The 12,360-nt window shown below is 63.0% G+C and carries 11 protein-coding genes; all 11 read left to right on the forward strand.

The annotated features are described in order from the left end of the window. Positions 1 to 438 precede the first annotated feature (438 nt). Positions 439 to 852: an NADH-quinone oxidoreductase subunit A gene (locus tag ACIPZH_RS02405; RefSeq protein WP_003251427.1), complete on the forward strand. Its 414-nt coding sequence runs from the start codon at positions 439 to 441 to the stop codon at positions 850 to 852. Positions 853 to 862: 10 nt separating this feature from the next. After that, entirely contained in the window at positions 863 to 1,540 is a 678-nt protein-coding gene (locus tag ACIPZH_RS02410) for an NADH-quinone oxidoreductase subunit B family protein (protein ID WP_012313769.1), read from the forward strand. Positions 1,541 to 1,619: 79 nt separating this feature from the next. Next, positions 1,620 to 3,401: an NADH-quinone oxidoreductase subunit C/D gene (gene nuoC, locus ACIPZH_RS02415; protein ID WP_241803340.1), complete on the forward strand. Its 1,782-nt coding sequence runs from the start codon at positions 1,620 to 1,622 to the stop codon at positions 3,399 to 3,401. Positions 3,402 to 3,403: 2 nt separating this feature from the next. After that, positions 3,404 to 3,901, forward strand: a complete 498-nt coding sequence (gene nuoE, locus ACIPZH_RS02420; protein WP_241803339.1) for an NADH-quinone oxidoreductase subunit NuoE — start codon at positions 3,404 to 3,406, stop codon at positions 3,899 to 3,901. After that, positions 3,898 to 5,274 carry an NADH-quinone oxidoreductase subunit NuoF gene (gene nuoF, locus ACIPZH_RS02425; RefSeq protein ID WP_012313766.1) on the forward strand — a complete coding sequence of 459 codons (1,377 nt, stop codon included), beginning with the start codon at positions 3,898 to 3,900 and terminating at the stop codon, positions 5,272 to 5,274. Before nuoE ends, nuoF begins: the two co-directional genes overlap by 4 nt. A gap of 132 nt (positions 5,275 to 5,406) precedes the next feature. Further along, a complete protein-coding gene (gene nuoG / locus ACIPZH_RS02430; RefSeq protein WP_241803338.1) occupies positions 5,407 to 8,121 on the forward strand; it encodes an NADH-quinone oxidoreductase subunit NuoG in 2,715 nt (904 codons plus the stop codon). Then, positions 8,118 to 9,125, forward strand: coding sequence for an NADH-quinone oxidoreductase subunit NuoH (gene nuoH / locus ACIPZH_RS02435; protein ID WP_012273297.1), 1,008 nt, complete (start codon positions 8,118 to 8,120; stop codon positions 9,123 to 9,125). Before nuoG ends, nuoH begins: the two co-directional genes overlap by 4 nt. 11 nt (positions 9,126 to 9,136) lie before the next feature. Further along, complete coding sequence (gene nuoI / locus ACIPZH_RS02440) at positions 9,137 to 9,685, forward strand: NADH-quinone oxidoreductase subunit NuoI (protein ID WP_003251442.1); 549 nt, start codon at positions 9,137 to 9,139, stop codon at positions 9,683 to 9,685. Between the two features lie 10 nt (positions 9,686 to 9,695). Beyond that, positions 9,696 to 10,196 (forward strand): NADH-quinone oxidoreductase subunit J, encoded by a 501-nt coding sequence (nuoJ, locus tag ACIPZH_RS02445; protein WP_086978409.1) that lies wholly within the window; start codon positions 9,696 to 9,698, stop codon positions 10,194 to 10,196. Between the two features lie 3 nt (positions 10,197 to 10,199). Beyond that, positions 10,200 to 10,508, forward strand: coding sequence for an NADH-quinone oxidoreductase subunit NuoK (nuoK, locus tag ACIPZH_RS02450; protein WP_003251446.1), 309 nt, complete (start codon positions 10,200 to 10,202; stop codon positions 10,506 to 10,508). After that, positions 10,505 to 12,358: an NADH-quinone oxidoreductase subunit L gene (nuoL, locus tag ACIPZH_RS02455; RefSeq protein WP_241803337.1), complete on the forward strand. Its 1,854-nt coding sequence runs from the start codon at positions 10,505 to 10,507 to the stop codon at positions 12,356 to 12,358. Before nuoK ends, nuoL begins: the two co-directional genes overlap by 4 nt. The last annotated feature ends 2 nt before the right edge of the window (positions 12,359 to 12,360 follow it).

Consider the following 12,360-nt stretch of genomic DNA (forward strand, 5'->3'; position numbering starts at 1 on the left):
CCTACCCACTCGAAAAACATTGACCCAGAGCGGTGCAGCGAGTGTCCAACACTGATAGAACGATAGCGGCGCGCAATTGCAAGAGGGGGGCAACGGCCTATGAACTTAACAAGGCTCAATCGCATTAACTCCAATCGGCCGCCGCAAACGATATTAATTATCATTACTAAAACTACAATCTGTTACCACGCACAAGAAACATAATTGACAAAACCAGGCCGAATCCCCGAATTTCAAGGCTTTCAGCCAGTTACGAGCATGTTTTGTTCTTAATCCTACGAATAAATTTGCGACAGAAATTTTACTTGCAACAGGTTTACCCATAAAATCAGCGCGATTGATTCAGCTGCGACATTTGGTCACTGCACCTGCGACACCACGTCGCCGCTCTACTTATTTCAGACTGCAGAGCTGGGTCTCTGTATAAGGATTTCTAGCATGTCCGATTCGGCAGGACTCATCGCCCACAACTGGGGCTTTGCCATCTTCCTCCTGGGTGTCGTCGGCCTGTGCGCCTTCATGCTCGGCCTGTCCAGCCTGCTCGGTAGCAAGGCCTGGGGCCGCGCCAAGAACGAACCCTTCGAATCCGGCATGCTGCCCGTGGGCAGCGCCCGCCTGCGTCTTTCCGCCAAATTCTATCTGGTCGCGATGCTGTTCGTGATCTTCGATATCGAAGCCCTCTTCCTCTTTGCATGGTCTGTGTCCGTCCGCGAAAGCGGCTGGACCGGATTCGTCGAAGCGCTCGTTTTCATAGCAATTCTGTTGGCAGGTCTTGTCTACCTTTGGCGCGTCGGGGCACTTGATTGGGCTCCCGAAGGTCGCCGCAAGCGGCAAGCGAAGCTGAAACAATGAGGCTTTGGCAATGCAATACAATCTCACCAGAATCGATCCGGATGCGCCCAATGAGCAGTACCCGGTCGGCGAGCGGGAAACCGTTACCGACCAACTGCTAGAGGACCAGGTCCACAAGAACATCTACATGGGGAAACTCGAAGATGTGCTGCGTGGCGCGGTCAACTGGGGTCGCAAGAACTCCCTCTGGCCGTACAACTTCGGCCTGTCCTGCTGCTACGTGGAAATGACCACGGCCTTCACGGCGCCCCACGACATCGCCCGCTTCGGCGCCGAAGTCATCCGGGCCTCGCCGCGTCAGGCCGACTTCATGGTCATCGCCGGTACCTGCTTCATCAAGATGGCGCCGATCATCCAGCGCCTGTATGAGCAGATGCTCGAACCCAAATGGGTCATTTCCATGGGGTCGTGCGCCAACTCCGGTGGCATGTACGACATCTACTCGGTCGTTCAGGGGGTCGACAAGTTCCTCCCCGTGGACGTCTACGTGCCTGGCTGCCCGCCACGCCCTGAGGCTTTCCTGCAAGGCTTGATGCTGTTGCAGGAGTCGATCGGCCAAGAACGACGCCCGCTTTCCTGGGTTGTTGGTGATCAAGGTATTTACCGTGCCGAGATGCCAGCCCAGAAAGACCTGCGTCGTGAGCAGCGCATTGCAGTAACCAACCTGCGCAGCCCCGACGAAGTCTGATCCAGCGACCTGCCGCCCGCTCCTGAAGGAGCCGGCGGCCTGGCTTCATTCTTAACGTTGACCCAAAGCGACCGAGACCATGACAGCGGACAACGCTATTTATATTCCGCCCTACAAGGCAGACGACCAGGATGTGGTCGTCGAACTGCACAACCGTTTTGGCGCCGAAGCATTCGTCGCCCAGGAAACCCGCACCGGCATGCCCGTGCTGTGGGTCAAGCGCGCCCAGCTCAAAGAGGTGCTCAGCTTCCTGCGCGGCGTTTCCAAACCTTACAGCATGCTGTACGACCTGCACGGCGTGGACGAACGCCTGCGCACCCAGCGCCGTGGCCTGCCTGCCGCCGATTTCAGCGTGTTCTACCACCTGTTGTCGGTCGAGCGTAACAGCGACGTGATGATCAAGGTGTCGCTCAGCGAAGGCGACCTGAACCTGCCGACCGTGACCGGCATCTGGCCGAACGCCAACTGGTACGAGCGCGAAGTCTGGGACATGTTCGGCATCGACTTTGCCGGCCACCCGCACCTGAGCCGCATCATGATGCCGCCGACCTGGGAAGGCCACCCGCTGCGCAAGGACTACCCGGCCCGCGCCACCGAGTTCGACCCCTACAGCCTGACCCTGGCCAAGCAGCAGCTTGAAGAGGAATCGGCACGTTTCAACCCGGAAGCCTGGGGCATGAAGCGTCAGGGCGCCAACGAGGACTACATGTTCCTCAACCTCGGCCCCAACCACCCTTCGGCGCACGGTGCGTTCCGTATCGTGCTGCAGCTGGACGGCGAAGAGATCGTCGACTGCGTACCGGACATCGGCTACCACCACCGTGGTGCCGAGAAAATGGCCGAGCGCCAGTCCTGGCACAGCTTCATCCCCTACACCGACCGCATCGACTACCTTGGCGGGGTGATGAACAACCTGCCGTACGTATTGGCGGTAGAAAAGCTGGCCGGTATCCAGGTGCCGCAGAAGGTCGACGTGATTCGCATCATGCTCGCCGAGTTCTTCCGCATCACCAGCCACCTGCTGTTCCTGGGTACTTACATCCAGGACGTCGGCGCCATGACGCCGGTGTTCTTCACCTTCACCGACCGCCAGCGCGCCTACACCGTGATCGAAGCGATCACCGGTTTCCGCCTGCACCCGGCCTGGTACCGCATCGGCGGCGTCGCTCACGACCTGCCACGTGGCTGGGACAAGCTGGTCAAGGACTTCGTCGAGTGGCTGCCCAAGCGCCTGGACGAATACACCAAGGCCGCGCTGCAAAACAGTATCCTCAAGGGCCGCACCATCGGCGTTGCTGCCTACAACACCAAAGAGGCGCTGGAATGGGGCACCACCGGTGCCGGCCTGCGCGCCACCGGCTGCGACTTCGACCTGCGCAAAGCGCGCCCCTACTCCGGCTACGAGAACTTCGAGTTCGAAGTGCCGCTGGCCCACAACGGCGATGCCTACGATCGCTGCATGGTCCGTGTCGAGGAGATGCGCCAGAGTATCCGCATCATCGACCAGTGCCTGCGCAACATGCCGGAAGGCCCGTACAAGGCGGATCACCCGCTGACCACGCCGCCGCCGAAAGAGCGCACCCTGCAGCACATCGAAACCTTGATCACGCACTTCCTGCAAGTCTCGTGGGGCCCGGTCATGCCGGCCAACGAGTCGTTCCAGATGATCGAAGCGACCAAGGGCATCAACAGTTACTACCTGACGAGCGATGGCGGCACCATGAGCTACCGCACCCGGATCCGTACCCCGAGCTACCCGCACCTGCAGCAGATCCCTTCGGTGATCAAAGGCAGCATGGTCGCCGACCTCATTGCGTACCTGGGCAGTATCGACTTCGTTATGGCTGACGTGGACCGCTAAGCATGAACAGCACGCTTATCCAGACAGACCGTTTCGCCCTGAGCGAAACCGAGCGCTCGGCCATCGAGCACGAAATGCACCACTACGAGGACCCGCGTGCGGCGTCCATCGAAGCCTTGAAGATCGTCCAGAAGGCGCGCGGCTGGGTGCCGGACGGCGCCATCTACGCCATCGGTGAGGTGCTGGGCATCCCTGCCAGCGACGTCGAGGGTGTGGCCACTTTCTACAGCCAGATTTTCCGCCAGCCTGTGGGCCGCCACATCATTCGTGTGTGCGACAGCATGGTCTGCTACATCGGCGGCCACGAGTCGGTGGTCAGCCAGATCCAGAGCGAACTGGGCATCGGCCTTGGCCAGACCACTGCGGACGGGCGTTTCACCCTGCTGCCGGTCTGCTGCCTGGGCAACTGCGACAAGGCCCCGGCGCTGATGATCGATGACGATACCTTTGGCGACGTGCAGCCTGCTGGCGTTTCCAAGCTGCTGGAGGGTTACGTATGACCATCACTTCCTTCGGCCCGGCCAACCGCATCGCGCGTTCGGCCGAAACTCACCCGCTGACCTGGCGCCTGCGTGACGACGGCGAGCCGGTGTGGCTCGACGAGTACCAGGCCAAGAACGGCTACGCTGCCGCCCGCAAGGCGCTGGCAGAAATGTCCGCCGACGACATCGTGCAGAGCGTCAAGGACTCCGGCCTCAAGGGCCGCGGCGGCGCGGGTTTCCCGACTGGCGTGAAGTGGGGCCTGATGCCCAAAGACGAATCCATGAACATCCGCTACCTGCTGTGCAACGCGGATGAAATGGAGCCCAACACCTGGAAGGACCGCATGCTGATGGAGCAACAGCCCCATCTGCTGGTCGAGGGCATGCTGATCAGCGCCCGCGCCCTGAAGGCCTACCGCGGCTACATCTTCTTGCGTGGCGAGTACACCACCGCGGCGAAGAACCTCAACCGCGCCATCGATGAAGCCAAGGCTGCCGGCCTGCTGGGCAAGAACATCCTTGGCTCGGGCTTCGACTTCGAGCTGTTCGTGCACACCGGTGCCGGGCGCTACATCTGCGGTGAAGAAACCGCACTGATCAACTCGCTGGAAGGCCGCCGCGCCAACCCGCGCTCCAAGCCGCCCTTCCCTGCCGCCGTAGGTGTGTGGGGCAAGCCGACGTGCGTGAACAACGTCGAGACCCTGTGCAACGTGCCGGCCATCGTCGCCAACGGCAACGACTGGTACAAGTCGCTGGCCCGCGAAGGCAGCGAGGACCATGGCACCAAGCTGATGGGCTTCTCCGGCAAGGTGAAGAACCCGGGGCTTTGGGAGTTGCCGTTCGGCGTCACCGCCCGCGAGCTGTTCGAAGACTACGCCGGCGGTATGCGCGACGGCTTCAAGCTCAAGTGCTGGCAGCCAGGCGGCGCCGGTACCGGCTTCCTGCTGCCCGAGCACCTCGACGCGCAGATGTACGCCGGCGGCATCGCCAAGGTTGGCACGCGCATGGGTACGGGCCTGGCCATGGCGGTCGACGACAGCGTCAACATGGTTTCGCTGCTGCGCAACATGGAAGAGTTCTTCGCCCGCGAATCGTGCGGCTGGTGCACCCCTTGCCGGGACGGCCTGCCGTGGAGCGTGAAGATGCTGCGTTCCCTGGAAAACGGCCAGGGCCGCGCCGAAGACATCGAGACCCTGCTGGGTCTGGTCAACTTCCTCGGCCCAGGCCGTACCTTCTGCGCTCACGCACCCGGTGCCGTCGAGCCGCTGGGCAGTGCCATCAAATACTTCCGCTCGGAGTTCGAGGCCGGTGTGGCGCCTGAAAGCGCTGGCACCCTGCGCCCGAACCTGGCCAAGCCTATTCAGGCCGGGCCGATTGTAGTCGGCGCATAAAAAGATAGAACGCGGGTGGTCCGTGCCACCCGCCAGCCTGCAGGCCGGCCCGAACGATTCGCGGCGGGCCGCAGGCTCACAGATTTCCATTAGCCACGCCCGCTCACGCGGGCCAACGAAGAACTTTGAACAATGGCCACTATCCACGTAGACGGCAAAGCGCTCGAAGTCAACGGTGCAGACAACCTGTTACAGGCGTGTCTGTCGCTCGGCCTCGACATCCCCTATTTCTGCTGGCACCCGGCGCTTGGAAGCGTTGGTGCCTGTCGGCAGTGTGCGGTCAAGCAGTACACCGACGAGAACGACACCCGTGGTCGTATCGTCATGTCCTGCATGACCCCTGCCTCCGACGGCACCTGGATTTCCATCGACGATGACGAATCCAAGGCGTTCCGCGCCAGCGTCGTCGAATGGCTGATGACCAACCACCCGCACGACTGCCCAGTGTGCGAGGAAGGCGGCCACTGCCACCTGCAGGACATGACGGTAATGACCGGCCACAACGAGCGCCGCTACCGTTTCACCAAGCGAACCCACCAGAACCAGGACCTCGGCCCGTTCATCGCTCACGAGATGAACCGCTGCATCGCCTGCTACCGCTGCGTGCGCTACTACAAGGACTACGCCGGCGGCACCGACCTGGGTGTCTATGGCGCCCACGACAACGTGTACTTCGGCCGCGTCGAAGACGGCGTACTGGAAAGCGAGTTCTCCGGCAACCTGACCGAGGTCTGCCCGACCGGTGTGTTCACCGACAAGACGCACTCCGAGCGCTACAACCGCAAGTGGGACATGCAGTTCGCCCCAAGCATCTGCCACGGCTGCTCCAGCGGCTGCAACATCAGCCCGGGCGAGCGTTACGGCGAACTGCGCCGGATCGAAAACCGTTTCAACGGCTCGGTCAACCAGTACTTCCTGTGCGACCGCGGCCGCTTCGGTTATGGCTACGTCAACCGCACCGACCGCCCACGCCAGCCACGCCTGGCCGATGGCACCAAGCTGGGCCTGGACGCTGCGCTGGACAAGGCTGCCGACCTGCTGCGCGGCCGGACCATCGTGGGTATCGGCTCGCCCCGCGCCAGCCTGGAAAGCAACTACGGCCTGCGTGAGCTGGTCGGTGCCGATTACTTCTATTCGGGTATGGAAGCCGGTGAGCTGGCTCGCGTACGCCTGGCCCTGAACGTGCTCAATAGCAGCCCGCTGCCAGTGCCGACCCTGCGCGACATCGAAGACCACGACGCTGTGTTCGTGCTAGGCGAAGACCTGACCCAGACCGCTGCCCGTGTCGCCCTGGCCGTACGTCAAGCGACCAAGGGCAAGGCCGAAGCCATGGCCGAGGCCATGAAAGTGCAGCCCTGGCTCGACGCCGCGGTGAAGAACATCGGCCAGCACGCGCTGTATCCGCTGTTCATCGCCAGCCTGGCCGAAACCAAGCTGGACGACGTTGCCGAAGAATGCGTGCACGCCGCCCCTGCCGACCTTGCGCGTATCGGCTTCGCCGTGGCCCACGCCATCGATCCGAGCGCCCCGGCCGTTGCAGGCCTGGACGACGAAGCCAAGGCCCTGGCCGAGCGCATCGCCGGCGCCCTGGTAGCGGCCAAACGCCCGCTGGTGGTTGCCGGTACTTCGCTGGCCGACCCTGCACTGATCGAGGCAGCTGCGAACATCGCCAAAGCCCTGAAGCTGCGCGAGAAAAACGGCTCGCTGAGCCTGGTCGTACCTGAGGCCAACAGCCTTGGCCTGGCCATGCTCGGCGGCGAGTCCGTCGATGCCGCGCTGGATGCGGTCATCAGTGGCAAGGCCGACGCCATCGTGGTGCTGGAAAACGACCTGTACACCCGCGTACCGGCCGCCAAGGTCGATGCTGCCCTGGCAGCGGCAAAGGTCGTGATCGTCGCCGACCACTCCCACACCGCCACCCTGGAGCGCGCCCACCTGGTGCTGCCGGCGGCCTCGTTCGCCGAAGGCGACGGTACCCTGGTCAGCCAGGAAGGTCGTGCCCAGCGCTTCTTCCAGGTGTTCGACCCGCAGTACCTGGACAGCAGCATCCTGGTGCACGAAGGCTGGCGCTGGATGCACGCCCTGCGTGCCACGCTGCTGAACAAGCCGGTCGACTGGACCCAGCTGGACCACGTCACCAGCGCCTGCGCCGAAGCCGCCCCGCAACTGGCCGGCATCGTCAACGCAGCACCTTCTGCGGCATTCCGCATCAAGGGCATGAAGCTGGCCCGTGAGCCGCTGCGCTACTCCGGCCGCACCGCGATGCGCGCCAACATCAGCGTGCACGAACCTCGTACCCCGCAGGACAAGGACACCGCGTTCGCCTACTCCATGGAAGGCTACTCGGGCTCTGCCGAACCGCGCCAGCAGGTGCCGTTCGCCTGGTCGCCGGGCTGGAACTCGCCGCAAGCCTGGAACAAGTTCCAGGACGAGGTAGGTGGCCACCTGCGTGCCGGCGACCCGGGCGTGCGCCTGATCGAATCGCACGGTGATCGCCTGTCCTGGTTCGATACCGTTCCGGGCGCCTTCAACCCGGCCCGTGGCACCTGGACCGCAGTACCGTTCTTCCACCTGTTCGGCAGCGAAGAAAGCTCTTCCCGCGCTGCGCCGGTTCAGGAGCGCATCCCTGCCGCTTACGTGGCGCTGGCCAAGTCCGAGGCCGACCGCCTGGGCGTCAACGAAGGCGCGCTGCTGAGCCTGAACGTGGGCGGTGTGGCCCTGCGCCTGCCGCTGCGCATCAATGAAGAACTGGGCGCTGGCCTGGTCGCGCTGCCCAAAGGCCTGGCCGGCATCCCGCCGGCCATCTTCGGTGCACCCGTCGAAGGTCTGCAGGAGGCAGCACAATGAGCTGGTTCACCCCCGAAGTGATCGATGTGATCATCCAGGTCGTCAAGGCTATCGTGGTGCTGCTGGCCGTCGTGGTCTGCGGCGCCCTGCTCAGCTTCGTCGAGCGCCGCCTGCTGGGCTGGTGGCAGGACCGCTACGGTCCTAACCGTGTCGGCCCGTTCGGCATGTTCCAGATCGCCGCCGACATGCTGAAGATGTTCTTCAAGGAAGACTGGAACCCGCCCTTCGTCGACAAGATGATCTTCACCCTGGCGCCGGTCGTGGCCATGAGCGCGCTGCTGATCGGCTTCTCGATCATCCCGATCACCCCAGGTTGGGGCGTTGCCGACCTGAACATCGGCCTGCTGTTCTTCTTCGCCATGGCCGGCCTGTCGGTGTACGCGGTGCTGTTCGCCGGCTGGTCGTCGAACAACAAGTACGCCCTGCTGGGCAGCTTGCGTGCCTCGGCCCAGACCGTGTCGTACGAAGTGTTCCTGGGCTTGGCGCTGATGGGCGTGGTGGTGCAGGTGGGCTCGTTCAACATGCGTGACATCGTTGAATACCAGGCCCAGAACCTGTGGTTCATCATTCCGCAGTTCTTCGGCTTCTGCACGTTCTTCATCGCCGGCGTCGCCGTGACCCACCGTCACCCGTTCGACCAGCCAGAAGCGGAGCAGGAACTGGCCGACGGCTACCACATTGAGTATGCCGGCATGAAATGGGGCATGTTCTTCGTCGGTGAGTACATCGGCATCATCCTCATCTCGGCGCTGCTGGTGACCCTGTTCTTCGGTGGCTGGCACGGCCCGTTCGGCATCCTGCCGCAAGTGCCGTTCCTGTGGTTCGCGCTGAAAACCGCGTTCTTCATCATGCTGTTCATCCTGCTGCGCGCTTCGATCCCGCGCCCACGCTATGACCAGGTGATGGACTTCAGCTGGAAGTTCTGCCTGCCGCTGACCCTGATCAATTTGCTGGTGACCGCTGCGATCGTGCTTTACAACACGCCAGCCGTCGCGGCCCAGTGAGGATTTGACCCATGTTCAAATATATCGGCGACATCGTTAAGGGCACCGGCACTCAGCTGCGCAGCCTGGCAATGGTGTTCTCCCACGGGTTCCGCAAGCGCGACACCCTGCAGTACCCAGAAGAACCCGTGTACCTGCCACCACGCTATCGTGGCCGCATCGTCCTGACCCGCGACCCCGACGGCGAAGAGCGCTGCGTGGCGTGCAACCTCTGCGCGGTGGCCTGTCCGGTCGGCTGCATTTCGCTGCAGAAGGCCGAGACCGAGGACGGCCGCTGGTACCCGGAGTTCTTCCGCATCAACTTCTCGCGCTGCATTTTCTGCGGCCTGTGCGAGGAAGCGTGCCCGACCACCGCGATCCAGCTGACTCCGGATTTCGAAATGGCCGAGTTCAAGCGTCAGGACCTGGTGTACGAGAAAGAAGATCTTCTGATCTCCGGCCCCGGCAAGAACCCTGACTACAACTTCTACCGTGTTGCGGGTATGGCGATCGCTGGCAAGCCGAAAGGCTCTGCACAGAACGAAGCCGAGCCGATCAACGTGAAGAGCTTGCTCCCATAAGGACAGAAAGATGGAATTCGCTTTCTACTTCGCATCCGGGATCGCCGTGGTCTCCACCCTTCGGGTGGTGACCGGTACCAACCCCGTGCACGCCCTGCTCTACCTGATCATTTCGCTGATTTCCGTGGCAATGATCTTCTTCTCCCTGGGTGCGCCGTTCGCAGGCGCCCTGGAAGTGATCGCCTACGCCGGCGCCATCATGGTGCTGTTCGTCTTCGTGGTGATGATGCTCAACCTCGGGCCGGCCTCGGTCGCCCAGGAACGCGGCTGGCTCAAGCCCGGTATCTGGGCAGGGCCGGTGATACTCGGCACCCTGCTGCTGCTGGAACTGCTGTACGTGCTGTTCGTCACCCCGAGCGGCGCCGGCATCAGCGGCACCACCGTGGGCCCGAAAGAAGTGGGCATCAGCCTGTTCGGCCCATACCTGCTGGTGGTCGAACTGGCCTCGATGCTGCTGCTCGCGGCAGCCGTCACCGCCTTCCACCTGGGCCGCAACGAGGCGAAGGAGTAAATCATGGGTGCTATCCCTCTCGAGCATGGACTGGCGGTCGCCGGCATCCTGTTCTGCTTAGGTCTGGTTGGCCTGATGGTCCGCCGCAACATCCTCTTCGTGCTCATGAGCCTGGAAGTCATGATGAACGCCTCTGCCCTGGCGTTCGTCGTCGCCGGTGCCCGTTGGGTCCAGCCCGACGGCCAGGTGATGTTCATTCTGGTGATCAGCCTGGCAGCCGCCGAGGCCAGTATCGGCCTGGCGATCCTGCTGCAGCTGTATCGCCGCTTCCACACTCTCGACATCGATGCTGCCAGTGAGATGCGCGGATGAACCTTCTCTTCCTGACTTTCGTCTTCCCCCTGATCGGCTTCCTGCTGCTGTCGTTCTCGCGCGGGCGGTTCTCGGAGAACCTGTCCGCCCTGATCGGCGTCGGCTCGGTCGGCCTCTCGGCCGCCGTGGCGGCCTACGTCATCTGGCAATTCAATGTCGCCCCGCCTGAAGGCGGTGCGTACAGCCAGCTGCTGTGGCAGTGGATGTCGGTGGACGGCTTCGCGCCGAACTTCACCCTGTACCTGGACGGCCTGTCGGTCACCATGCTCGGCGTGGTCACTGGCGTCGGCTTCCTGATTCACCTGTTCGCGTCCTGGTACATGCGTGGCGAAGCCGGTTACTCGCGCTTCTTCTCCTACACCAACCTGTTCATCGCCAGCATGCTGTTCCTGATCCTGGGCGATAACCTGCTGTTCATCTACTTCGGCTGGGAAGGCGTGGGCCTGTGCTCGTACCTGTTGATCGGTTTCTACTACAGCAACCGCAACAACGGTAACGCGGCACTCAAGGCCTTCATCGTCACCCGTATCGGCGACGTGTTCATGGCCATCGGCCTGTTCATCCTGTTCGCCCAGCTGGGCACCCTGAACGTGCAGGAACTGCTGGTGCTGGCACCACAGAAATTCCAGGCTGGCGACACCTGGATGGTGCTGGCCACGCTGATGCTGCTCGGTGGTGCGGTGGGTAAATCGGCACAGCTGCCGCTGCAGACCTGGCTGGCCGACGCGATGGCAGGCCCTACCCCGGTTTCGGCACTGATCCACGCCGCCACCATGGTGACCGCAGGCGTGTACCTGATCGCCCGCACCAACGGCCTGTTCCTGCTGGCGCCGGACATCCTGCACCTTGTAGGTGTGGTCGGTGGCGTGACCCTGGTACTGGCAGGCTTCGCTGCGCTGGTGCAGACCGACATCAAGCGTATCCTCGCCTACTCGACCATGAGCCAGATCGGCTACATGTTCCTGGCGCTGGGCGTGGGTGCCTGGGACGCGGCAATCTTCCACCTGATGACCCACGCCTTCTTCAAGGCCCTGCTGTTCCTTGCCTCGGGTGCGGTGATCGTTGCCTGCCACCACGAGCAGAACATCTTCAAGATGGGCGGCCTGTGGAAGAAACTGCCGCTGGCCTACGCCAGCTTCGTGGTCGGTGGTGCCGCCCTGGCCGCCCTGCCGATCCTGACCGTCGGCTTCTACTCCAAGGACGAGATCCTCTGGGAAGCCTTCGCCAGCGGCAATACCGGCCTGCTGTACGCCGGCCTGGTCGGTGCGTTCATGACCTCGCTGTACACCTTCCGCCTGATCTTCATCGCCTTCCATGGCGAAGCCAAGACCGAGGCCCACGCCGGCCACGGCATCAGCCACTGGCTGCCGCTGGGCGTGCTGATCGTGCTGTCGACCTTCGTTGGCGCCTGGATCCATCCGCCGCTGGCAGGCGTGCTGCCTGAAAGCGCAGGCCATGCCGGCGGTGAAGCCAAGCACTCGCTGGAGATCGCCTCGGGCGCCATCGCCATCGCCGGTATCCTGCTGTCGGCCCTGCTGTTCCTGGGCAAGCGCCGCTTCGTCAGCGCCGTCGCCAACAGCAGCATCGGCCGTGTCCTGTCGGCCTGGTGGTTCGCTGCCTGGGGCTTCGACTGGATCTACGACAAGCTCTTCGTCAAACCTTATCTGCTGATCAGCCACATCCTGCGCAAGGACCCGGTTGACCGCAGTATCGGCCTGATCCCCCGCATGGCGCGTGGCGGCCACGTCGCCATGAGCAAGACCGAGACCGGTCAGCTGCGCTGGTACACCGCCTCGATCGCCGTTGGCGCCGTGCTGGTACTCGGTGCGGTGGTAGTGGCTGCGGTATGACT

Origin of the sequence: Pseudomonas sp. NPDC089758 (assembly GCF_044748705.1) — a bacterium.
Lineage (GTDB): Bacteria > Pseudomonadota > Gammaproteobacteria > Pseudomonadales > Pseudomonadaceae > Aquipseudomonas > Aquipseudomonas putida_X.

Excerpts from the sequence above, each read along its gene's own strand:
- nuoJ (WP_086978409.1), top strand. The coding sequence starts at position 9,696 with ATGGAATTCGCTTTCTACTTCGCATCCGGGATCGCCGTGGTCTCCACC.
- nuoE (WP_241803339.1), top strand. The coding sequence starts at position 3,404 with ATGAACAGCACGCTTATCCAGACAGACCGTTTCGCCCTGAGCGAAACC.
- nuoK (WP_003251446.1), top strand. The coding sequence starts at position 10,200 with ATGGGTGCTATCCCTCTCGAGCATGGACTGGCGGTCGCCGGCATCCTG.
- nuoG (WP_241803338.1), top strand. The coding sequence starts at position 5,407 with ATGGCCACTATCCACGTAGACGGCAAAGCGCTCGAAGTCAACGGTGCA.
- nuoI (WP_003251442.1), top strand. The coding sequence starts at position 9,137 with ATGTTCAAATATATCGGCGACATCGTTAAGGGCACCGGCACTCAGCTG.
- nuoL (WP_241803337.1), top strand. The coding sequence starts at position 10,505 with ATGAACCTTCTCTTCCTGACTTTCGTCTTCCCCCTGATCGGCTTCCTG.
- nuoH (WP_012273297.1), top strand. The coding sequence starts at position 8,118 with ATGAGCTGGTTCACCCCCGAAGTGATCGATGTGATCATCCAGGTCGTC.
- ACIPZH_RS02410 (WP_012313769.1), top strand. The coding sequence starts at position 863 with ATGCAATACAATCTCACCAGAATCGATCCGGATGCGCCCAATGAGCAG.
- nuoF (WP_012313766.1), top strand. The coding sequence starts at position 3,898 with ATGACCATCACTTCCTTCGGCCCGGCCAACCGCATCGCGCGTTCGGCC.
- nuoC (WP_241803340.1), top strand. The coding sequence starts at position 1,620 with ATGACAGCGGACAACGCTATTTATATTCCGCCCTACAAGGCAGACGAC.
- ACIPZH_RS02405 (WP_003251427.1), top strand. The coding sequence starts at position 439 with ATGTCCGATTCGGCAGGACTCATCGCCCACAACTGGGGCTTTGCCATC.